We start from the raw sequence: 21,524 nt of genomic DNA on the forward strand, positions 1-21,524 counted from the left end.
GTGTATGGTATCGCGTTTCGCTCTCACGGCCAGCGTCGTCGTCTTGCTGTTTTCGCCCTCAGCCGGTTTTGCCGGCAGCAGCGCACCGCTGCAGATCATCGTCTCAAAGGACCAGCAATCCCTCGTCGTCTATGACGGCGACGCGGTGATCGCAACGTCGGCGGTCTCCACCGGCAAGGCCGGTCATTCGACACCGACGGGCATCTTCTCGATCCTCGAAAAGCGGCGTCATCACAAATCCAACATCTATTCGAATGCGCCGATGCCGTTCATGCAGCGGCTGACCTGGTCCGGCATCGCGCTGCACGGGTCCAATCATGTGCCGGCCTACCCCGCCTCGCACGGATGTGTGCGCCTGCCGAGCAAGTTCGCCGCCAGTCTCTTCAAGATGACGTCGCGCGGCATGCATGTCCTGATAACGGACCGGCAGGTCAGCCCCACCGAAGTGTCGAGCGCCATGCTCTTTCAGCGCGAGCCGGCGCCAGGCGAGAACCCCGCGCCACTGTCGGATGTTCCGCTTCGTCCGGCGATCAGCCAGGCCGAGAACGTGCCGGTCGAAGTGGCGATGACAGAGGCCTCGACCGCGACGGCCGCCATCGTCGCAGAAGACCGCGAGCCGATCCGCATGCTGATCACCAGACGCGGCGAACGTGATATCAGGCGTGAAGTACAGTCCGCGCTGAACCAACTCGGCTATGTCGCCGGCGTGCCGGACGGCCACATCGGCCCGGACACAATCGCCGCCATCAACGCGTTCCAGACCGCCGAGGGATCGACCGTCGACGGCAAGCTGACGCCGGAACTAACCGACGCCATTTTCAAGAAGGCGGGCCGCGACACTCTCACCAATGGGGTGATCCTTGTCCGCCAGGGTTTCAAGGCGATTTTCGAGGCAGGCATCACAATCGACAGGCCGGAGCAGGCGCTCGGTACCCATTTCCTGCAATTTCAGGAGATTGACAGCGAAAAGACGGAAGGAAAATGGTTCGGCGTTTCGCTCGAAAACCATTTGCCGTCATCGGCGAAAAAGCGCCTCAGCATCACCACCGACGCCGACCCATCCGCCTTCAACGCCGTGCAGCGCACGCTTGGCCGCCTGACGGTCCCCGACGATGTCCGCAAGCGGATTGGCGGCCTGCTTGCCGACGGCTCGTCGCTGTCGATTTCCGATATGGAAAGCGGACTTGAAACCGGCGACGGTACCGATTTCATCACCATCACCCGCGCATCACCACGGGGCTGACGCCAGTTCAAGCAATCATGCGGCGCGGTCAGACGAGTTCGACGTCGACCACACCCGGGGCCGAACGAAGTGCTGCGGCGATCTCCGGCGAAATCCGGAACTTCTCGCTGAGCTCGACCTCGATCTCGCGCTGACCGTTGTCCTTGATGACGATGAAGGAGACGAGGCCCTCACCCCGCGCATTCAAATGTGCGGCGATGGACTTCAGCGGCCCGGCATCGCGCACATAGACGCGCAGCGCCTTCTGCATCTGCAGCGATTCTTCCTCAAGCGAGCGCAGGGTCTGGATGCGAAGGCCGATACCTTCCGGGCGTTCCTCCGCCTGCACGGTCATCACCAGCGATTTGCCGGGCTCGAGCAGGTCACGATACTGGTGCAGCATCTCAGAAAACAGCACGGCCTCGAACTGGCCGGATGAATCGGAGAAGGCGATGATGCCCATCTTGTTGCCGGTTCGGGTCTTGCGCTCCTGCTTGGAGGTAACGGTGCCGGCGAGGCGGCCCGCCGTTGCCCCCTTCTTCACCGCACCGGCGAAATCGCCGAAGGTCTGGACGCGCATCTTGGCGAGCAGCGGATTGTAGGTATCGAGTGGGTGGGCCGAGAGATAGAAGCCCAGCACCTGGAATTCGCGGTGCAGCTTTTCCGAGGCGAGCCAAGGCGTGTAGGTGGGAAGCGCGATCCGTTCCGGTCCGGTCGCTGCCCCTGCCCCGAACATATCGCTCTGTCCGCTTGTCTTGTTTTCCTGCGCGCGCTGGGCAAAGCCGAGGATGCGATCGAGACCGCCGACCAGTTCGGCCCGATCGTAGCCGAAGCAATCGAAGGCGCCGGCGGCGATCAAGCTTTCGAACACACGCCGGTTGAGCAGCTTCGGATCGATCCTCAGGCAGAAATCCTCAAGGCTTGCAAACTCGCGGTCGCCGCGAACGGCAACGATGTGCTCGACCGCCGATTCGCCGACGCCCTTGATGGCCGCCAATGAATAATAGATGCGCTTGTCGCCGGTCTGGAAGTGCCGGAAGGACGACTGGACCGATGGCGCGATCACCTGGATCCTCAAGCGCCCAGCATCCTGACGGAAGTCGTTGACCTTTTCCGTGTTGGCCATGTCGAGCGTCATCGACGCCGCCAGGAACTCGACCGGATAGTGCGCCTTCATATAGGCCGTCTGGTAGGAGACGATGGCGTAGGCAGCAGCGTGCGACTTGTTGAAGCCGTAGTTGGCGAACTTGGCAAGAAGATCGAAGATCAGGTCCGCCTGCGGCTTCGACACCTCGTTCTTGACCGCGCCGTCGACGAAACGGGCGCGCTGCTTGTCCATCTCCTCCTTGATCTTCTTACCCATGGCGCGACGCAGAAGGTCGGCTTCGCCGAGCGAGTAGCCCGAAAGAACCTGGGCGATCTGCATCACCTGTTCCTGGTAGACGATAACACCCTGGGTTTCCTTGAGCAGATGGTCGATCTTGGGATGGATCGATTCGATCTCTTCTTCGCCGTGCTTGCGGGCGTTGTAGACCGGGATGTTTTCCATCGGGCCCGGGCGATAAAGCGCCACCAGCGCGATGATGTCCTCGATGCAGTCGGGCCGCATGCCGATCAGTGCCTTGCGCATGCCGGCACTTTCCACCTGGAACACGCCGACCGTTTCGCCCCGCGACAGCATCTCGTAGGTCTTCTCGTCGTCGAGCGGAATGCTGGCGAGATCGACCTCGATGCCGCGCGTCTTGACGAAATCGACGGCCACCTTCAGCACCGTCAACGTCTTCAGGCCGAGGAAGTCGAACTTCACCAGGCCAGCCTGCTCGACCCACTTCATGTTGAACTGGGTCACCGGCATGTCGGAGCGCGGGTCTCGGTACATCGGCACCAGCTTCGACAGCGGCCGATCGCCGATCACGATACCGGCGGCGTGGGTCGAGGCGTGGCGATAGAGGCCTTCGATCTTCTGCGCGATATCAAGAAGACGGGCGACGACCGGCTCCTTTTCCGCCTCCTCCTGCAGGCGCGGTTCTTCCTCGATCGCCTTCGACAGTGGCGTCGGGTTGGCCGGGTTGTTGGGTACGAGTTTGCAGATCTTGTCGACCTGGCCGTAGGGCATCTCAAGCACGCGGCCGACGTCGCGCAGCGCCGCGCGCGCCTGCAGCGAACCGAAGGTGATGATCTGGGCGACCTGCTCGCGGCCGTATTTCGCCTGGACGTAACGAATGACTTCTTCGCGCCGGTCCTGGCAGAAGTCGATATCGAAGTCGGGCATCGACACGCGTTCAGGATTGAGGAAGCGTTCGAACAGCAGCGAGAACCGCATCGGATCGACGTCGGTGATCGTCAGCGCATAGGCGACGAGCGAACCTGCGCCGGAACCGCGGCCCGGGCCGACGGGAATGTCGTGCTGCTTGGCCCATTTGATGAAGTCGGCAACGATCAGGAAGTAGCCGGGGAACTTCATGCGCTCGATGACACTGAGTTCGAACGCCAACCGTTCGCGGTACTCTTCCTCGGTATAGCCGGGGGCCATGCCAAGCTTGCGCAAACGATCGTCGAGCCCCTCTTCCGCCTGTCGGCGCAGTTCGCTGGACTCGGCGCGCTCGGCCTCCTCCGGATCGTCGGAGGCGCCGGTGAAGCGCGGCAGAATGGGCCCGCGCGTCTTCAGCATGAACGAGCAGCGCCGCGCGATCTCGATGGTGTTTTCAAGCGCTTCGGGCAGATCGGCGAAAAGCGCCGCCATCTCCTTCCGGCTCTTGAGGTAATGATCCGGCGTCAAGCGGAAGCGGCTGTCGTCGGAAACCATGGCGTTATGGGCAACAGCCATCAACGCGTCGTGCGCTTCGTAGTCGGATGGCGAGGGAAAGAACGCCTCGTTCGTCGCCACCAGCGGCACATCGAACTTGTACGCCAGGTCGATCATCCGGCTTTCATGCCGGCGGTCGAAGTTGCCATGCCGCTGCAGCTCGATATAGAGCCGATCGCCGAAGAGATCCTTCAAGGCCTCAAGACGCGCCTCGGCCAGGGCCGTCGAGCCGGACTTCACCGCCATGTCGATCGGGCCGCCGCCGGCACCTGAAAGCGCGATCAACCCATCGGTACCAGCCTCTGCAAGCCACGACCGCGTGATCCTCGTGACCTGACTGCCTTCCCCGCCGAGATAGGCGCGGCTCACCAGATCGACCAATCGCGTGTAGCCGTCGTCGGTCGCTGCGATCAGGACGATGGCCGGCAGCTTGGCAAGCTGCTGGGCGTGGCCGCGACGATCACTGTCGACCTCGTCTTCCATGTCGATCGACAGTTGACAACCGGTAAGAGGCTGCAAGCCGTCTTCGGCCGCCTTCTGGGAGAATTCGAGAGCCGCGAAAAGATTGTTGGTGTCGGCGATGCCGATCGCCGGCTGGGCGTCAGCTACAGCCTTGCCGATCACCTTCTTCAGAGGCAGTGCCCCTTCGAGCAACGAAAAAGCCGAGTGAACACGCAGATGCACGAACTGCGGATCCGCAGCCGTCTGATCGTTCCGTTCCACGCTGCCTTGATCCGCCATTTCGACACCCTGATTCCTGCCAGTGTGTCAGGATATCCCGCTTATCACCCGCCATGTCCAGTTTTGCATCGTGGGCCGGCGTTCTTTTCAACGGTGCGCTGCCGGGATGGTATCGAGCGACCCCGAATCGGGATCGCGCCGCTTCGAAAATAGGCCCTCAGATCAAAGCCCGAGAGCGATGAAGGCAACGCTGGCGACGAACAGGCCCATCGATGTGAAGGCGGCGAGGTCACGAACAAAATCAGTCATAACATGGCTCCTTTTCCGTTATGTTTTTACTTTGTTCTATTTTTGTTCTCTCGTCAACCGCCGTCGGGCACAGCGCCCGCTTTCCACCGCGCATGGTTAACTGCGTCGGCCATGACCGCTCGAGACCATTAACCGAAACCTTGAGTGCTCCGTGCATTGCGCCTATGACGAGAGCAACCACACGGAGCACCAGCGACATGAATGCACGCCTGACCCTGCCCCTCGTTTTCCTGCTTCCTTCGCTGGCCATTGCCGCCGAGGCGATCGACCCCGGCCGCATCGTTTCGGCGGCGACCGGCGACTGGGACAAAGACGGTGCAAGCGACCTGGCGCTGCTGGTGAAACCTGGCGACGGGACTGACGAGGACAACGCCGTCTATATCTATCTCGCCGGGGAAGACGGCCCGCTGGCTCTCAAGTCAGCCATTCCGAACAAGGTCTGGGGTCAATACGGCCTTGTCGGCCAGGCCCCGTCCATCACCGCGCTCCCGAATGGCTCTCTGCTGATTACCACGCACAACGATTCGGTCAGCCGCGACCGCTGGGAGCAGAAGCTGACGGTCGCCTACCGTAATTTCGACTTCGTCGTCGCCGGTTACACCTATTCGTCCTACGACACGCTCGATCCCAACAACACCTCGCAATGCGATCTGAATGTCCTGACCGGCAAGGGCAAATCGAATGACAAGCCCGTCAGCGTCAAAGGCGAACTTGTGCTTCTCAAGGATTGGACCGACAACCGCGGGCAACACGCCTGCGGCATCTACTGATCGAGCCGTATGTTCCCTTTTTGTTCTTTACATCGATGCGATGTCGCGCCATGCTGCCACCGAACAAACAGGGTGTTCTCATGGCCAGCATCGAGCAGCTCAAAGACTTCATCGTGGAAGCCAAATCGAAGACATATGTCGGCGGTGGCATAGCGCGTGCTCCGTCGCGCGCGGGATCCCGCGATATCGGCTATCAGCGCGATCAGTGGCGGTATCTCGACAGTTACTTCGGTGGAACCGACTTTGCCGGACAGGAGACGGTGTGGCTCGAGGACGATACCCGTTGGGCCATGAATTACTTCGGCCGCGTCATCCGGCCCGACCTGATCGATGCGGAAAGAGCTGGCATCGTCATCAAGGCCGCGCTCGAAACCATGTATCGTGAGAAGCAGCACTTCCTCGGCGGAATGGAATATCGGCACGCCTATGGCTATTACATCGACAGCAGCCGTGGCGACACAGGGCACTTTTCCGGACGCGAGGTCATTTTTGTCGACGGCGACGAAGCCTACGAGCTCGACTATCGCGGCGGCCTCATCGTGCCGTAAGCCAAGGGACCGAGCGTGATGGCGCCGTTTCGTCGAAACTGGGCGTTGCCGCGAGCGTTACTTCAGCTCGACAACCTTGCCATCTTCGATCGTCACCCGTCGGTCCATCAGCGACGCCAGTTCGTGATTGTGCGTAGCGATCAGCGCTGCGAGGCCTGACTGGCGAGCCAATGCCTCGAGCGCCTCGAAGACGTAGCCGGCGGTTTCCGGATCAAGATTGCCGGTCGGCTCGTCGGCCAGCAACACCAGCGGGGCATTGGCAACCGCACGGGCGATCGCCACGCGCTGCTGCTCGCCGCCCGATAGCTCCGACGGGCGGTGGTCGGCTCGGTGGCCGATGCGCATATAGTCGAGCAGCGCCCTCGCCCGTTCAGCGGCCTCGGCCTTGCCGAGACCGGCGATCAGCTGCGGCATCATGATGTTTTCGAGAGCGGTGAACTCCGGAAGCAGATGATGGAACTGGTAGACGAAGCCGATCTCGTTGCGACGGATCGCGGTGCGCCTGTCGTCGTTGAGACCGTCGCAGGTCACGCCGTTGACCACGACCTTTCCGCCATCAGGGCGCTCGAGCAGGCCGGCGACGTGCAGCAGCGTCGACTTGCCGGTGCCCGACGGCGCCACAAGCGCAACGGTCTCGCCGCTTTTCAGCGTGAAGTCCGCCCCCTTGAGGATCGAGAGAAAAGTGTCCCCCTGCCCGTAATTACGCTCGATGCCCGAAAGCTGCAGTGCCACGCGCGCATTCATTCAGATGATGTCCTTGTCATTCGTACCGCAGGGCCTGCACGGGATCGAGACGCGAGGCGCGCCATGCCGGAAAGATCGTGGCGAGGAACGACAGGCTGAGGGCCATGACGACGACGAGGATCGTCTCGTCGGCGTTCATGTCTGCCGGCAGCTGGCTCAGGAAATAGAGCTCGGGGCTGAACAGCGTCGTACCTGATATCCAGGAGAAGAACTGGCGAATGGACTCGATGTTCAGGCAAACGACGACACCAAGCAGTACGCCGGCAACGGTTCCGGCCACGCCGATCGCGGCCCCGGTCATGAAGAAGATGCGCATGACCGATCCGGAGGTCGCGCCCATGGTGCGGAGGATGGCGATATCGCTGCCCTTGTCCTTCACCAGCATGATCAGCCCGGAGATGATGTTCAGCGCCGCGACCAGAACGATCAGCGTCAGGATCATGAACATCACGTTGCGCTCGACTTCGAGTGCGGAAAAGAACGTCTTGTTGCGGTCGCGCCAGTCGGTGATGAAGATCTGCCGTTCCGCAACGTCCTCGACCGGCTTGCGCAGCTCGTCGACCATATCAGGGTGCTCGACGAAGATCTCGATCTGCTGCGCCAAACCTTCCGCATTGAAGAAAAGCTGGGATTCCTCGAGCGGCATGAAGATGATCGACGCGTCGTATTCCGACATGCCGATCTCGAAGATTGCCGAGACCGTATAGGCCTTGACCCGCGGGTTCATGCCCATGGGCGTCACGTCGCCGTTCGGCGATGTCAGCGTGATGATGCCGCCCACCTGGATACCGAGCTGCTCGGCCATGCGTGAGCCGATCGCCACGCCGCTGCCGGAGGCGAAGCCGACGAGATCGCCGGATTGAATATGGTCGGAGACCGACTTCATCTTGCCGAGGTCGTCGGCGCGAATGCCGCGCACGAGCGCGCCGGTCGAGGCATCGCCAACGCCCTGGGCCAGAACCTGACCCTCGACAAGCGGGATCGCCATGGTCACGCCCTTCACGCCGGAAAAACGCGTGGCGAGATCGGCGTAGTTGTTGAGCGGACCGTCGATCGGTTGCACGATCATATGGCCGTTGATGCCGAGAATGCGCGAGATGAGTTCGGTGCGAAAGCCGTTCATCACCGCCATGACGATGATCAGCGTCGCGACGCCGAGCATGATGCCGATGAAGGAGAAGCCGGCGATCACCGAAATGAAGGCTTCCTTGCGCCGCGAACGCAGATAGCGCCAGGCGACCATGCGCTCAAAGGCGGAAAAGGGGCGGCTGGCGGACTTTGCAGACTGGCCAGCAGCCTGCACCTGATCTTCCGTCACGGCGGTCATCCTGCCTCCCCTTGCCTCACTTACTTCGTCGCGATCAGCTTGTTAAGGGCCGCCTCGACAGTCATGGTCTCGCGCTCACCGGTCTTGCGATCCTTGAGCTCGACTTCGCCGTTGGCGATCGAACGTGGCCCGACGATGATCTGGACCGGCACACCGATGAGATCGGCGGACGCGAACTTGGCGCCAGCGCGGTCGTCCGTATCGTCGAGCAGCGCGTCGAATCCCGCCGCGCCGAGCTTCGAATAGAGCGTCTCGCAAGCTGCGTCGCAAGCTGCGTCACCCGTTTTCATGTTGATGATCACGCCATCGAACGGCGAGATCGACTTCGGCCAGATGATGCCGTTGTCGTCATGCGACGCCTCGATGATCGCCGGGACCAGCCGCGTCGGGCCGATGCCGTAGGAGCCCATATGGACCGTGTGTTCCTTGCCGTCTGGGCCAAGAACCTTCGCGCCCATTGCCTCGGAATACTTGGTACCGAAGTAGAAGATGTGGCCGACTTCGATGCCACGCGCCGACAGACGATCGCCCTCGGCGACTTCGTTGAAGGCAGCCTCGTCGTGCATTTCGGAGGTGGCAGCGTAGCGCGACGTCCACTTGTCGAAGATCGTCTTCAAACCCGCGACATCGTCGAAATTGGTGTCTTCGCCGGGAATGTCGAAACCGAGGAAGTCCTTGTGGCAGAACACTTCGGATTCGCCGGTTTCGGCAAGAATGATGAATTCATGGCTGAGATTGCCGCCGATCGGGCCGGTGTCGGCGCGCATCGGAATCGCGCGCAGCCCCATGCGGGAGAAGGTGCGCAGGTAGGCGGCGAACATCTTGTTGTAGGCGTGCTCGGCGCCTTCGCGGTCGAGATCGAACGAGTAGGCATCCTTCATCAGGAACTCGCGCGAGCGCATGGTGCCGAAGCGCGGACGGATCTCGTCGCGGAACTTCAGCTGGATATGATAGAGATTGAGCGGCAGATCACGATAAGACTTCACGTAGGAACGGAAGACGTCCGTGATCATTTCCTCATTGGTCGGACCGTAAAGCATCGGCCGATCCTGGCGATCCTTGATGCGCAGCATTTCCTTGCCGTAGGCATCATAACGACCGCTTTCCTGCCAGAGTTCCGCGGATTGCAGCGTCGGCATCAGCAGCTCGATTGCGCCGGAGCGGTTCTGCTCTTCGCGAACGATCGCATTGACCTTGTCGAGAACCCGCTTTCCGAGCGGCAGCCAGGTATAGATACCCGAGGACTGCTGCCGGATCATGCCCGTCCGGAGCATAAGGCGGTGGGAAACGATTTCCGCTTCCTTCGGATTTTCCTTCAAGATGGGCATGAAAAAGCGGGACAGGCGCATGACGGGTTCCAGAACTTGATGAACGTCGCACTATCGACGGATTCGGGCGAAATGACGTTGAGCTCAGGCACGCCGGTCTCACCGAAAACTGGCAAAGGCGACCATTGCTTCTTGGGGTCGGCTCTCAAATTTCCGTCACCGACAAATCGGCGGGAACCTTTCCGAGCCCTGCGTTCATAGCCGCTTCGCGCCCGGATGAAAACCCTGCTTGCGGCGGGAACAGCACGGAGCGGATCGAGAGATTCAGGGGAGAAGCCGCGGGCTGAGACCTGCGTCAAAAGAGCACGCTAGTAACAGGATTGCGACGATGCTTGTCAACGGGGAAATTTTATCCAACTGTAGCAAAAATGCAAAAAAACAGAGTGACATCGCCCAATGTTTGGGCTAATTTCGGCTCACAAAACAGGCAAGAAGTCTAAATTCTTGCCGACTTTCGCGGTCAAGTCTTGGGAGGATAAGATCTTAGGCGCGCTTCGTCGCTGCCGCCGGAAACGGATTAAAGATCACGCGATACTTGAAAAACAAGGCTTTTAGCCTTGTTTTTTTTTGCCTTTCGCCAAGCGAAATCTTCGCGAAGCACCCGCGCACTCTTCAACTATGTCAATTTCTGGGCGGTCAATCGTAGGATTGCCCTGGTTTCTGGCGTACTGCCTTCCGGTAGCCCGTGCACGGAGCTCCGCACCAAAAATCGGGAATACTTAACTGGGGATTTGTCGGTCGGCGAACGTCTTCGCCCGATATCCGTCGGCGCACGGCGTCCACGTACGCCCGGTGACCGTCTCAGTAAAACTTCGGATAGAAGCGCGGAATGCTGTCGATGCCGTAGCCGAGCCGCACAGACACAATATACCAGGCGAGTTGGATGACCGCCGCGATCGCCGTCGTCAGCAGAATGACACGCTTGGCACGGAACCGCGCCGGCGCACTTTCGACTGTGCCGGGCACGACCTCGTTTTCCTCCGCCTGCGTGCGCACGCCGAGCGGCAGAACGGCAAACAGCGTCAGCCACCAGATAATGAAGTAGATGGCAAAGGTGGAAAAAAGCGGCATTTCAGGCTCCCGATGAAGACCTGCCCCGACATGGCCTCCGGCCATCGACGGAACGATCCTCGCGACATTCTGGCCCGCTTATAACGCCACGGGCGCGATCACACAAATCCGCATCGCGCGATCAACTGTCACACCTGTTCAAGCTCGATCAAAGTCCCTTGAAAATCCTTCGGGTGCAGAAAGAGCACCGGCTTGCCGTGAGCGCCGATCTTCGGCTCGCCGTCCCCGAGAACACGCGCGCCGGATGCCTTCAAGGTGTCACGGGCTGCGATGATGTCCTCGACCTCGTAGCAGATGTGATGCATGCCGCCGGATGGATTCTTGGCAAGAAACGCTGCGATCGGCGAGGTGTCGCCGAGCGGCTCCAGCAGTTCGACCTTGGTGTTGGGAAGCGTAACGAAGACGACGGTAACACCGTGCTCGGGCAAGACCTGCGGCTCGGTAACGGACGCGCCGAGCGTCGCCCGGTAACTCTGCGCCGCGGATGCCAGGTCCGGTACGGCAATTGCCACATGGTTCACACGTCCGAGCATCGCGATCCTCCAACTTCCTGATTTCATGCCCCCGGACATCTACAACGCCGGGGGCATGAAGAAAATCAGACTTTGGTGACGAACACGGTCACCACGGGCTTCTTGCCCCAGATCTGGTTTACGGTGCTGCGCACAGCGCGGCGCACTGCCTCCTGCAGCATGGCCAGATCCTTGCGCTTGGCGCGCGGAATGCTTTCCACAGCGCCGAGCACGGCGTCATAGAGCGTGTCCTCCATGTCCTCGCCCTCGTCGTCGAACTCGGGCAGGCCGATGGCAACGAGGTCCGGATCACCGAGGAAGTCGTAGCGATTGTCGAGCACGACATTGACGGAGACATGTCCAGCAAAGGAGAGCTTGCGCCGCTCGCCGATACCCATCTCCTCGAAGTCGCCGATCAGCGAGCCATCCTTGTAGATGCGGCCATGCGGCGCCGTGTCGATGACCTCGGCCGGCCCCGGTGCCAGCCGCAGCATCTCGCCGTTGCGAAGACGCGGGACGCTGGCGATACCCGACTGCAGGCCGAGTTCTGCATGTGCCGTCAGGTGCGCCGCTTCACCATGCACCGGAACGAGGATCTGCGGACGGACCCATTGGTACATCTGCTGCAGTTCGCTGCGCCGCGGGTGCCCCGACACATGTACCAGCGCTTCACTGTCGGTGATGATGTGAATGCCCTGTTCGATCAGGCCGTTCTTGATGTCGTTGATCGCCTTCTCGTTGCCGGGAATGGTGCGCGACGAAAAGACGACCGTGTCGCCGGCGGAGAAGGCGACGTTGCGCATCTCGTCGCGCGCGATCTTGGCAAGCGCTGCGCGCGGCTCGCCCTGGCTGCCGGTGAGGATCACGACGACCTTGTCGCGCGGCACGTAGCCGAATTCGTCTTCGGCGAGGAAAGGTTTGATGCCTTCCATCAGGCCGAGGTCGCGGGCGACGGCCACGACGCGCTTCATCGAACTGCCGAGAAGCAGCACGTCCCTGCCCGCCTCCTCCGCAGCTTCGGCGATCGAGCGGATACGCCCGACATTCGAGGAGAAGGTGGTGATCGCCACGCGACCTTCAGCCTTGGAGATGATCTCAGTCAGGCTGGCGGAAACCTCCTGTTCCGACGGTGAGACACCGTCGCGCAGGGCATTGGTCGAATCGCAGACAAGCGCCAGCACGCCTTCGTCGCCGATCTTGCGGAAGCGCTGCTCGTCGGTGAGCGGCCCGAGCGACGGCTGAAGGTCGATTTTCCAGTCACCGGTATGCACGACCGCGCCAAGCGGCGTGCGGATGATCAGCGACATCGGCTCGGGGATCGAGTGGTTGACGCCGACCGCTTCGATTTCGAACGGGCCGACATTGATGCGATCACCCTGTTTGAAGATCGTCACCGGAATTTCGCCGCGGCTCTTTTCGAAGTCGCGCTTGGCTTCCAGCATGCCCGCGGTAAACGGCGAGGCATAGACCGGGACATTCAGGCCCGGCCAGAGATCGTTGAGGCCACCATAGTGATCCTCATGGGCATGGGTAATGATGATGCCCTTGAGATTGCGGCGCTCTTCTGCCAGGAAGCCGATATCGGGCAGAACCAAATCCACCCCCGGAAGCTCCGGGCCTGGGAAAGTGACGCCGCAATCGACCATTATCCACTGTCGCTGACCGGGTTTGCCGTAGCCATAGAGGCCAAGGTTCATCCCGATTTCGCCGACGCCGCCGAGCGGCAAGAACACCAGTTCTTCTTCTTGCGCCATGTTTTGATGCGCCCTTGTTTTGATTATCCAAAAAATACGTCGCCGGCGGCGATCGTCTGCATCGTGTGCGAGCCCGTGTCGAGCATCAACCGGCCGTCCTGATCAATACCGGCAAAGCGGCCGGAAAGCGACCGATCCGGCAGGTTCACCGTAATGGTCTCGCCGATGCCGCGCGCTGCCGCCCGCCATTGGTCTATGATGTGTGCCACACCCCTGCCCCGGTCCCAAACGGCAAGCGTTTCGGCCATGGTCAGGAACAGATGGGCAAACAGTTCGTCCGGCGATACCGACGCCCCTTCGTTGCGAAGCGAAGTCACCGGGTAGAGCGCCTCGTCGGGCTGGACGGCAATGTTGATGCCGCAGCCGATGACCAGTGCGCGACGGCCGTCCGCGAGACTCTCGCCTTCAAGCAGGATGCCGCAGGTCTTCTTGCCGTCGATGAGGATATCGTTCGGCCATTTGATCTCGACCGGAGCGCCGGCAGGCGGCATCACCTTCCGAATGGCCCTGTGAACCGCCACGGCCACGGCCAGCGGCAGAGAATGCAGCAGCTCGATCGGGGCCGGCTCGATCAGCAGGAGCGAAGCATAGAGATTGCCGGGCTCTGAAAACCAGGCCCGGCCGCGTCGGCCGCGTCCGCCCGTCTGGCGGGCGGCGGTGATCCAGAGATTTCCCCTGTCTCCCTCGCGCGCCCGCACCAGGCATTCGCTGTTGGTGGAACCGACCTCATTGAGCGCGACGTGCCGGAAATCGTCGAGCGAAACCCGGCCGCCGCCTTCAAGGCCGATCAAAAGAAGGTCCGCGCCGCGACTTCAGCAGCGTTGCCGAGCGGACCGCCGATCAGGACATATCCGGCCACGAACAGGCCCGAGAGACCGAAGACCAGGCGAAGCTCGCCGGCGGTGCGGGCAAACTCACCCTTGGCATCGTCGAACCACATCACCTTGATGACGCGCAGGTAATAGTAGGCGCCAACGACCGATGCGAGCACGCCGATGATGGCGAGCGCGTAGAGATGCGCTTCGATCGCCGCCATGAACACGAAGTACTTCCCGAAGAAGCCTGCCATCGGCGGAATACCGGCGAGCGAGAACATCAGGATGGTGAGGACCGTGGCCATGAAGGGGTTGGTCTGCGACAGGCCCGCGAGGTCGTCGATGCTTTCGACGTTCTCGCCGTCCTTGCGACGCATGGCGAGGATGCAGGCGAAGGTGCCGAGCGTCATGACCATGTAGATGAGCATGTAGAGCAGAACGCCGCGAACGCCCGCCATCGACCCGGCAGCAAGACCGACAAGCGCGTAGCCCATGTGGCCGATCGAGGAATAGGCCATCAGCCGCTTGATGTTCTTCTGACCGATCGCAGCAAAGGCGCCGAGCAGCATCGAAGCGATCGAGATGAAGACGACGATCTGCTGCCACTGGACAACGACGGGCTCGAACGCGTTGATGACGATGCGAACGAAAATGGCCATGGCGGCAACCTTCGGAGCAGCAGCAAAGAACGCCGTCACCGGCGTCGGCGCGCCTTCATAGACATCGGGCGTCCACATGTGGAACGGCACGGCGGAAATCTTGAAAGCGAGACCGGCAAGAATGAAGACCAGGCCGAAGATGAGGCCGAGCGACGGCGTGCCCGTCGTTGTCAGTGCAGTGGCAATCTCGTCAAAGCCGGTGTGGCCGGTGAAGCCATAGACCAGCGACATGCCATAGAGCAGCATGCCCGAAGACAGCGCGCCGAGGACGAAGTACTTCAGGCCGGCTTCGGTCGAGCGGATGCTGTCACGGTTGATAGCGGCAACGACGTAAAGCGCCAGAGACTGCAGCTCGAGCGACAGGTACAGCGACATCAGGTCGTTGGCCGAGATCATCAGCAGCATGCCGAGGGTGGCGAGCAACAGCAGCACCGGAAACTCGAAACGGTCGATCTGCGCCGAACGGGCATGGCCCACCGTCATTACCATGGCGGTGATGGAGCCGATCAGAGCCAGCACCTTCATGAACTTGGCGAAGGGATCGGACAGGAAGGCGCCGCCATAAGCTTCGCCCTCGCCCGTCTTCAGGACGAGCCAGAGACCGGCGATGATCAGAACGGCAACCGCAAGGCCGGTGACGGTCGAGGTCGACTTTTCACCGGCGAACACGCCGATCATCAAGAGCGCCATCGCGCCGACCGCGAGGATCAACTCGGGGATCGAGAGCTGCAGGCTAGCGAGGAGGGTTTCAGCAGTCATGTCCAATCACGTCCTGTGGTCATTGCACCGAAAGCGCAACGTTTTGCGCTGCCTGCAGGGCTGCGGAGTAGTTGTTGACGAGCAGATCCACGGAGGCTGCGGTCGCATCGAAGATCGGCGCCGGATAGACACCGAAGAAGATCGTCAGGATCACCAGCGGGTAGAGGATCGCCTTCTCACGTCCCGAAAGATCGAGCAGAGCCTTCAGGCTTTCCTTTTCCAGCGCACCGAAGATCACTCGGCGATAGAGCCAGAGCGCGTAGGCAGCCGAGAGAATGACGCCGCTCGTTGCAAAGAACGCAACCCAGGTATTGACGCGGAAGACGCCGACGAGGGTCAGCACTTCGCCGACGAAGCCGGACGTACCGGGAAGACCGACGTTGGCCATGGTGAACACCATGAAGGCGACGGCATATTTCGGCATGTTGTTGACGAGACCGCCATAGGCCGAGATCTCGCGGGTATGCAGACGGTCATAGACAACGCCGACGCAAAGGAAGAGCGCGCCGGAGACAATGCCGTGCGACAGCATCTGGAAAATCGCCCCCTGAACACCCTGCGTGTTGGCCGCGAAGATACCCATCGTCACGTAGCCCATGTGCGCGACGGACGAATAGGCGATCAGTTTCTTGATGTCGGACTGCATCATCGCCACCAGCGAGGTGTAGATGATTGCAATGACCGACAGCGTGAAGACGAAGGGCGCGAAATAGTCGGATGCCAGCGGGAACATCGGCAGCGAGAAGCGCACGAAACCGTAGCCGCCAAGCTTCAGGAGGATGGCGGCCAGGATGACCGAACCCGCCGTCGGCGCCTGAACGTGCGCGTCGGGAAGCCAGGTGTGCACCGGCCACATCGGCATCTTCACCGCGAAGGACGCGAAGAAGGCAAGCCATAACCACGTCTGCATCTCACGCGGGAAGTTGTAGGCGAGCAGTTCGGTGATGTCGGTGGTACCGGCCTGCCAGTACATCGCCATGACGGCGAGCAGCATCAGCACCGAGCCGAGCAGCGTGTAGAGGAAGAACTTGTAGCTCGCGTAGACGCGATCCTTGCCGCCCCAGACACCGATGATGAGGAACATCGGAATGAGGCCGGCTTCGAAGAACACGTAGAACAGCACGATGTCGAGCGACACGAACACGCCGATCATGAACGTTTCCAGGATCAGGAACGCGATCATGTATTCCTTCAGCCGCTTTTCGACCGACAACCAGCTTGCGAGTACGCAGAACGGCATCAGGAAGGCGGAGAGGACGACGAAGAGCACCGAGATGCCGTCGATGCCGAGATGATAGGAAATCCCGGTGCCGAGCCATTCGTGCTTCTCGGTCATCTGGAAACCCGGGTTCGAGCTGTCGAACTGGTACCAGATATAGACCGACACGGCGAAGGTGAAGATCGTCGTCAGCAGCGATACGTTGAGGATGTTGCGGCGGCCGTAGGCGCTGTCTTCTCTTGTCAGCAAGAGAAGCAGGACGCCGACGAGCGGCATGAAGGTGACCGCGGAAAGTACGGGCCAATCGGTCATCAGAAGGAACTCCCGAGCATCATCCATGTAACGAGCGCTGCAATGCCGATCAGCATGGCGAACGCGTAGTGATAGAGGTAACCGGTCTGCAGCCGGACAACACGATCGGTGACATCAAGCACGCGTGCCGCAATCCCGTTCGGACCGAGGCCGTCGATGACCCGACCGTCGCCTTCCTTCCACAGGAAGACGCCGAGGCGCTTGGCGGAGCGCACGAACAGGAAGTCGTACAACTCGTCGAAGTACCACTTGTTGAGCAGGAACTGGTAGAGGCCGCGATGCTGCTCCGCCAGGTACTTCGGCAGCTCCGGCCGGCGGATGTACATGTACCAGGCCGTGAAGAGACCGAGCGCCATGGCGCAGAACGGGCTCCACTTAACCCACAGCGGAACATGGTGGTATTCCTCGAGGATTTCGTTCTCGGCGGACGTGAACAACGCACCCTGCCAGAATTCGGCATAGTGGTGGCCGAAGAAGTAGTCGTGGAACAGGAAGCCTGCGACCAGCGCGCCGGCCGCCAGGATGTAGAGCGGCACCAGCATGACCTGGGGCGATTCATGGACGTGATGCATGACATCCGAGGAAGCGCGCGGCCTGCCGTGGAAGGTCATGAAGGTCAGACGCCAGGAATAGAAGCTGGTGAACAGCGCGGCGATGACCAGCATCGCGAAGGCGAAACCCGAGACGACGCTGTGCGAAGCGAACGTCGATTCGATGATGGCATCCTTCGAGAAGAAGCCGGCGGTACCGATGACGGTGCCGGGGATGCCGACGCCGGTCAGCGCGATCGTGCCGATGAACATCAGCCAGTAGGTGACCGGAATGTGTTTACGCAGGCCACCCATGTAGCGCATGTCCTGTTCGCCATCGACGGCGTGGATGACCGAGCCTGCACCCAAGAACAGCAGAGCCTTGAAGAAGGCGTGCGTGAACAGGTGGAAGATGGCCGCGCCATAGGCGCCGACGCCGAGTGCCACGAACATGTAGCCGAGCTGCGAACAGGTCGAATAGGCAATGACGCGCTTGATGTCGTTCTGCACCAGGCCGACGGTCGCGGCGAAGAACGCTGTGATCGCGCCGATCAGCGTGACGACGGTCAGCGCATCCGGCGAAAGTTCAAACAGCGGCGACATGCGGGCGACGAGGAAGACGCCGGCGGTAACCATCGTTGCAGCGTGAATGAGGGCCGAAACCGGGGTCGGGCCTTCCATCGCGTCCGGAAGCCAGGTGTGCAGCAGGAACTGCGCCGACTTGCCCATCGCGCCCATGAAGAGCAACAGGCAGGCAGCCGTGATGGCATCGGCCCTGTCGAGGTGCATGCCGAACAGCGTGACGACCGCCTCCCCTGCTGCAGCGCCTTCGGCCGGCAGGTAGGTCTGGGCTGCTGCGAAGATCGTTTCGAGATTGACCGAACCGAACAGGACGAAGACGAGGAAGATGCCGAGCGAGAAGCCGAAGTCGCCAACGCGGTTGACGATGAACGCCTTTATCGCGGCGGCGTTCGCCGACGGCTTCTTATACCAGAAGCCGATCAGCAGGTAGGATGCCAGACCCACGCCTTCCCAGCCGAAGAACATCTGCAGCAGGTTGTCGGACGTGATCAGCATCAACATCGCAAAGGTGAAGAGCGAGAGATAGGCGAAGAAGCGCGGACGGTGCGGATCGTGGTGCATGTAGCCAATCGAATAGACATGCACGAGCGTCGACACCGTGTTGACGACCACGAACATGACTGCTGTCAACGTGTCGACGCGGAACGCCCATTCGACGTCGAAGCTGCCGGACTGGATCCAGCGCAGCACCGAAACCTTGATCAGTTCCTGTTCGCCCATCGCGACGTCGAAGAAGACGTACCACGACAGCGCGGCGGCGATGATCATCAGTCCGCAGGTGACATATTCAGAAGCCTTGGCGCCGATCGAAGTGCCGAAAAGGCCGGCGACCAGAAAGCCGATCAAAGGCAGGAAGACGATAGCCTTGATGATGGTATCCATAGCCCAATCAGCCCTTCATCATGTTGACGTCTTCAACAGCGATCGAGCCGCGGTTGCGGTAGAAGACGACGAGAATTGCAAGCCCGATGGCGGCTTCCGCAGCCGCGACGGTCAGAATGAACAGAGCGAAGACCTGGCCCGTGATGTCGTTCAGGAACGACGAGAAGGCGACCATGTTGATGTTGACCGCAAGCAGGATCAGTTCGACCGACATCAGGATGACGATGACGTTCTTCCGGTTCAGGAAGATGCCGAAGACACCAAGCGTGAACAGGATGGCGCTGACGGTGAGATAGTGGGAAATTCCGATTTCCATTTTTTAGTTCCTCGACCTCGCGTCCGAATTAAATGCCCTGCCCGGGCTTGACCGTGATCACCTCGACGGCGGTCTCGGGTGTGCGGGCAACCTGCTGCGGAACGCTCTGGCGCTTGATGTTCACGCGGTGACGCAGCGTGAGGACGATGGCGCCGATCATGGCGACCAGCAGCACGAGGCCCGCGATCTGGAAGAAATAGACATAGTGGGTATAGAGCACGTCGCCGAGGGCGGCCGTGTTCGTCCGGTCGGCAACCGCCGGGATCGGCATCGAGATACCCTTGGCAATCTCCGGCGAGAAGGTCGCGCCGCCGACGACGATGATCAGTTCGGCAGCCAGGATCAGACCGATCAGCGCACCAACCGGCGCATATTCAAGCACGCCCGCGCGCAGTTCCGCGAAGTCGATATCGAGCATCATGACGACGAACAGGAAGAGCACCGCAACCGCGCCGACATAGACCACAAGCAGGATCATCGCCAGGAACTCGGCGCCAGCCAGCAGGAACAGGCCCGCCGAATTGAAGAAGGTCAGGATCAGGAACAGCACCGAATAAACGGGGTTCCTGGCCGCAATGACCATAAATGCCGATGCCACCGCGATGAAGGCAAAGAGATAGAAAAAAAGAACCTGCAGACCCATGATCGGTGCCTTTTTCGTCTTGCACGGCGTGAGGCTCTTGCAGCCCCACTCCACTGGCAAAGCCGGACGCGTGTCCGGCCTTTGCCCCAAACTGTTTCACATGTGCCGCCTTAAGGGCGGCACCACGCCTTGGTCTCAGCGATAGGGCGAGTCCATTGCGATGTTACGTGCGATTTCCCGTTCCCAACGGTCGCCATTGGCGAGGAGCTTGTCCTTGTCGTAGTACAGCTCTTCACGCGTCTCGGTGGCGAATTCGAAGTTCGGTCCCTCGACGATGGCGTCAACCGGACAGGCTTCCTGGCAGAAACCGCAATAGATGCACTTCACCATGTCGATGTCGTAGCGCACCGTGCGGCGGGTGCCGTCGTTGCGGCGCGGGCCAGCCTCGATGGTGATGGCCTGGGCAGGACAGATCGCCTCGCAGAGCTTGCAGGCGATGCAGCGCTCTTCGCCGTTCGGATAACGACGCAGGGCGTGTTCGCCGCGGAAGCGCGGGCTGACCGGACCCTTTTCGAAGGGATAGTTCAATGTCGCCTTCGGCTTGAAGAAGTAGCGCATCGACAAAAAGAATGCGCCGACGAATTCCTTGAGGAACAGCGAGCTGACGGCTTGCGAAAGACCGGCCATCATTTACCTCCAGACTTGCCGGCCTCAGAGCGGCCAGCGGTATGCAACCGAGCGAAAGCCAACATCATGCGGCTCCCGTCAGCTTGAGAACGAATGCAGTGATCACGACCATTGCGAGAGAGATCGGCAGGAAGACCTTCCAGCCGAGACGCATCAGCTGGTCGTAGCGGTAACGCGGAACGAAAGCCTTCACCATCGCGAACATGAAGAACACGAAGGATGCCTTGAGAACGAACCAGATGATGCCCGGGACCCAGTTCAGGAACCAGACGTCAACCGGAGGCAGCCAGCCGCCGAGGAAGAGAATGGTCGTCAGCGCGCACATCAGGCAGATGGCCGCATACTCGCCGAGCATGAACATCATGTAAGGCGTGGAGCCGTATTCGACCATGAAGCCGGCGACGAGTTCGGATTCCGCTTCCGGCAGATCGAAGGGCGGGCGGTTGGTTTCAGCCAGCGCCGAAATGAAGAACACGATGAACATCGGGAACAGTGCCAGCCAGTGCCAATCAAGGAACGATGCGGGCAGGCCCAAGTTCGTACCGATGCCATTGCTCTGCGCATTGACGATGTCGGTCAGGTTCAACGAGCCGACGCACAGCAGGACGGTGACGATGACGAAGCCGATCGAGACTTCGTAGGACACCATCTGCGCGGCAGACCGAAGCGCGCCGAGGAAGGGATATTTCGAGTTCGACGCCCAGCCGCCCATGATGATGCCATAAACTTCAAGAGAGGATATGGCGAACACGAAGAGGATGCCGACGTTGATATTCGCGATCACCCAGCCGGCGTTGAGCGGGATAACAGCCCAGGCAGCCAGCGCCAGCGTCACGGAGACGAGCGGTGCCAAGAGGAAGATTGCCTTGTTGGCGCCAGCCGGAATCACCGGTTCCTTGAAGACAAACTTCAAAAGGTCGGCGAAGGACTGGAAGAGACCCCAGGGGCCCACCACATTCGGACCACGGCGGAGCTGGACGGCCGCCCAGATCTTGCGGTCGGCCAGCAGAATGTAGGCGATGAAAAGCAGCAGCGCGACCAGCAGCAGCAGCGACTGGGCGACCATGATGATCGCAGGCCAGACATAGGTCGAAACGAAAGCGTCCAT

At 60.8% G+C, this 21,524-nt stretch carries 18 protein-coding genes; 3 read left to right on the top strand and 15 right to left on the bottom strand.

The genetic code is table 11. The annotated features are described in order from the left end of the window. The first annotated feature begins 4 nt into the window (after positions 1-4). Complete coding sequence (locus BC360_RS10130; protein ID WP_065795130.1) at positions 5-1,243, top strand: L,D-transpeptidase family protein; 1,239 nt, start codon at positions 5-7, stop codon at positions 1,241-1,243. A 28-nt stretch (positions 1,244-1,271) separates the two neighbouring features. Here BC360_RS10130 and dnaE read toward each other — a convergent pair whose 3' ends face one another. Next, positions 1,272-4,769, bottom strand: a complete 3,498-nt coding sequence (gene dnaE / locus BC360_RS10135) for a DNA polymerase III subunit alpha (RefSeq protein ID WP_065795131.1) — start codon at positions 4,767-4,769, stop codon at positions 1,272-1,274. 446 nt (positions 4,770-5,215) lie between these two features. On the opposite strand from dnaE, the gene BC360_RS10145 reads away from it, so the two are divergent. After that, positions 5,216-5,788 carry a hypothetical protein gene (locus tag BC360_RS10145; RefSeq protein WP_065795133.1) on the top strand — a complete coding sequence of 191 codons (573 nt, stop codon included), beginning with the start codon at positions 5,216-5,218 and terminating at the stop codon, positions 5,786-5,788. Positions 5,789-5,868: 80 nt separating this feature from the next. After that, positions 5,869-6,336 (top strand): DUF5680 domain-containing protein, encoded by a 468-nt coding sequence (locus BC360_RS10150; protein ID WP_065787330.1) that lies wholly within the window; start codon positions 5,869-5,871, stop codon positions 6,334-6,336. 57 nt (positions 6,337-6,393) lie between these two features. Here the strand turns inward: BC360_RS10150 and BC360_RS10155 are convergent, their stop codons facing one another. From BC360_RS10155 to nuoH, 14 genes are all read right to left on the bottom strand, one after another. Further along, positions 6,394-7,080 (bottom strand): ABC transporter ATP-binding protein, encoded by a 687-nt coding sequence (locus BC360_RS10155; protein ID WP_025426602.1) that lies wholly within the window; start codon positions 7,078-7,080, stop codon positions 6,394-6,396. Positions 7,081-7,096: 16 nt separating this feature from the next. Next, positions 7,097-8,407 carry a lipoprotein-releasing ABC transporter permease subunit gene (locus tag BC360_RS10160; RefSeq protein WP_065787125.1) on the bottom strand — a complete coding sequence of 437 codons (1,311 nt, stop codon included), beginning with the start codon at positions 8,405-8,407 and terminating at the stop codon, positions 7,097-7,099. 20 nt (positions 8,408-8,427) lie between these two features. Continuing rightward, on the bottom strand, positions 8,428-9,756 hold the full coding sequence (gene proS / locus BC360_RS10165) for a proline--tRNA ligase (protein WP_065787126.1): 1,329 nt from the start codon (positions 9,754-9,756) through the stop codon (positions 8,428-8,430). Positions 9,757-10,536: 780 nt separating this feature from the next. Then, positions 10,537-10,806: a DUF1467 family protein gene (locus BC360_RS10170; RefSeq protein WP_025426599.1), complete on the bottom strand. Its 270-nt coding sequence runs from the start codon at positions 10,804-10,806 to the stop codon at positions 10,537-10,539. A 128-nt stretch (positions 10,807-10,934) separates the two neighbouring features. Then, complete coding sequence (gene mce, locus BC360_RS10175; RefSeq protein WP_065787128.1) at positions 10,935-11,339, bottom strand: methylmalonyl-CoA epimerase; 405 nt, start codon at positions 11,337-11,339, stop codon at positions 10,935-10,937. A 65-nt stretch (positions 11,340-11,404) separates the two neighbouring features. After that, positions 11,405-13,072 (bottom strand): ribonuclease J, encoded by a 1,668-nt coding sequence (locus tag BC360_RS10180; protein WP_065787129.1) that lies wholly within the window; start codon positions 13,070-13,072, stop codon positions 11,405-11,407. Positions 13,073-13,095: 23 nt separating this feature from the next. After that, entirely contained in the window at positions 13,096-13,860 is a 765-nt protein-coding gene (locus BC360_RS10185; RefSeq protein WP_167590833.1) for a biotin--[acetyl-CoA-carboxylase] ligase, read from the bottom strand. After that, positions 13,860-15,305 carry an NADH-quinone oxidoreductase subunit NuoN gene (gene nuoN / locus BC360_RS10190; RefSeq protein ID WP_065795135.1) on the bottom strand — a complete coding sequence of 482 codons (1,446 nt, stop codon included), beginning with the start codon at positions 15,303-15,305 and terminating at the stop codon, positions 13,860-13,862. The genes BC360_RS10185 and nuoN overlap by 1 nt, the downstream gene beginning before the upstream one ends. 19 nt (positions 15,306-15,324) lie before the next feature. Then, the gene (locus tag BC360_RS10195; protein WP_065787132.1) at positions 15,325-16,836 is read right to left on the bottom strand and encodes an NADH-quinone oxidoreductase subunit M; all 1,512 of its coding nucleotides are present in this window, start codon (positions 16,834-16,836) and stop codon (positions 15,325-15,327) included. Beyond that, on the bottom strand, positions 16,836-18,830 hold the full coding sequence (nuoL, locus tag BC360_RS10200) for an NADH-quinone oxidoreductase subunit L (RefSeq protein WP_065795136.1): 1,995 nt from the start codon (positions 18,828-18,830) through the stop codon (positions 16,836-16,838). Before nuoL ends, BC360_RS10195 begins: the two co-directional genes overlap by 1 nt. A 7-nt stretch (positions 18,831-18,837) precedes the next feature. Continuing rightward, the gene (gene nuoK, locus BC360_RS10205) at positions 18,838-19,146 is read right to left on the bottom strand and encodes an NADH-quinone oxidoreductase subunit NuoK (protein WP_025426592.1); all 309 of its coding nucleotides are present in this window, start codon (positions 19,144-19,146) and stop codon (positions 18,838-18,840) included. A gap of 28 nt (positions 19,147-19,174) precedes the next feature. Further along, on the bottom strand, positions 19,175-19,789 hold the full coding sequence (locus BC360_RS10210; protein WP_065795137.1) for an NADH-quinone oxidoreductase subunit J: 615 nt from the start codon (positions 19,787-19,789) through the stop codon (positions 19,175-19,177). A 135-nt stretch (positions 19,790-19,924) separates the two neighbouring features. Next, positions 19,925-20,416 carry an NADH-quinone oxidoreductase subunit NuoI gene (nuoI, locus tag BC360_RS10215; RefSeq protein ID WP_025426590.1) on the bottom strand — a complete coding sequence of 164 codons (492 nt, stop codon included), beginning with the start codon at positions 20,414-20,416 and terminating at the stop codon, positions 19,925-19,927. Between the two features lie 64 nt (positions 20,417-20,480). After that, positions 20,481-21,524: an NADH-quinone oxidoreductase subunit NuoH gene (gene nuoH, locus BC360_RS10220; protein WP_053247046.1), complete on the bottom strand. Its 1,044-nt coding sequence runs from the start codon at positions 21,522-21,524 to the stop codon at positions 20,481-20,483.

The organism is Ensifer sp. LC163 (genome assembly GCF_001695855.1).
GTDB lineage: Bacteria > Pseudomonadota > Alphaproteobacteria > Rhizobiales > Rhizobiaceae > Ensifer.

What these genes read in the sequence shown, in the direction of transcription:
- BC360_RS10170 (WP_025426599.1), bottom strand. Translation starts at nt 10,806, where the DNA reads ATGCCGCTTTTTTCCACCTTTGCCATCTACTTCATTATCTGGTGGCTG.
- nuoL (WP_065795136.1), bottom strand. Translation starts at nt 18,830, where the DNA reads ATGGATACCATCATCAAGGCTATCGTCTTCCTGCCTTTGATCGGCTTT.
- nuoH (WP_053247046.1), bottom strand. Translation starts at nt 21,524, where the DNA reads ATGGACGCTTTCGTTTCGACCTATGTCTGGCCTGCGATCATCATGGTC.
- BC360_RS10145 (WP_065795133.1), top strand. Translation starts at nt 5,216, where the DNA reads ATGAATGCACGCCTGACCCTGCCCCTCGTTTTCCTGCTTCCTTCGCTG.
- BC360_RS10130 (WP_065795130.1), top strand. Translation starts at nt 5, where the DNA reads ATGGTATCGCGTTTCGCTCTCACGGCCAGCGTCGTCGTCTTGCTGTTT.
- nuoI (WP_025426590.1), bottom strand. Translation starts at nt 20,416, where the DNA reads ATGGCCGGTCTTTCGCAAGCCGTCAGCTCGCTGTTCCTCAAGGAATTC.
- BC360_RS10160 (WP_065787125.1), bottom strand. Translation starts at nt 8,407, where the DNA reads ATGACCGCCGTGACGGAAGATCAGGTGCAGGCTGCTGGCCAGTCTGCA.
- BC360_RS10195 (WP_065787132.1), bottom strand. Translation starts at nt 16,836, where the DNA reads ATGACCGATTGGCCCGTACTTTCCGCGGTCACCTTCATGCCGCTCGTC.
- mce (WP_065787128.1), bottom strand. Translation starts at nt 11,339, where the DNA reads ATGCTCGGACGTGTGAACCATGTGGCAATTGCCGTACCGGACCTGGCA.
- BC360_RS10155 (WP_025426602.1), bottom strand. Translation starts at nt 7,080, where the DNA reads ATGAATGCGCGCGTGGCACTGCAGCTTTCGGGCATCGAGCGTAATTAC.
- BC360_RS10150 (WP_065787330.1), top strand. Translation starts at nt 5,869, where the DNA reads ATGGCCAGCATCGAGCAGCTCAAAGACTTCATCGTGGAAGCCAAATCG.
- dnaE (WP_065795131.1), bottom strand. Translation starts at nt 4,769, where the DNA reads ATGGCGGATCAAGGCAGCGTGGAACGGAACGATCAGACGGCTGCGGAT.
- BC360_RS10210 (WP_065795137.1), bottom strand. Translation starts at nt 19,789, where the DNA reads ATGGGTCTGCAGGTTCTTTTTTTCTATCTCTTTGCCTTCATCGCGGTG.
- proS (WP_065787126.1), bottom strand. Translation starts at nt 9,756, where the DNA reads ATGCGCCTGTCCCGCTTTTTCATGCCCATCTTGAAGGAAAATCCGAAG.
- nuoN (WP_065795135.1), bottom strand. Translation starts at nt 15,305, where the DNA reads ATGACTGCTGAAACCCTCCTCGCTAGCCTGCAGCTCTCGATCCCCGAG.
- BC360_RS10180 (WP_065787129.1), bottom strand. Translation starts at nt 13,072, where the DNA reads ATGGCGCAAGAAGAAGAACTGGTGTTCTTGCCGCTCGGCGGCGTCGGC.
- nuoK (WP_025426592.1), bottom strand. Translation starts at nt 19,146, where the DNA reads ATGGAAATCGGAATTTCCCACTATCTCACCGTCAGCGCCATCCTGTTC.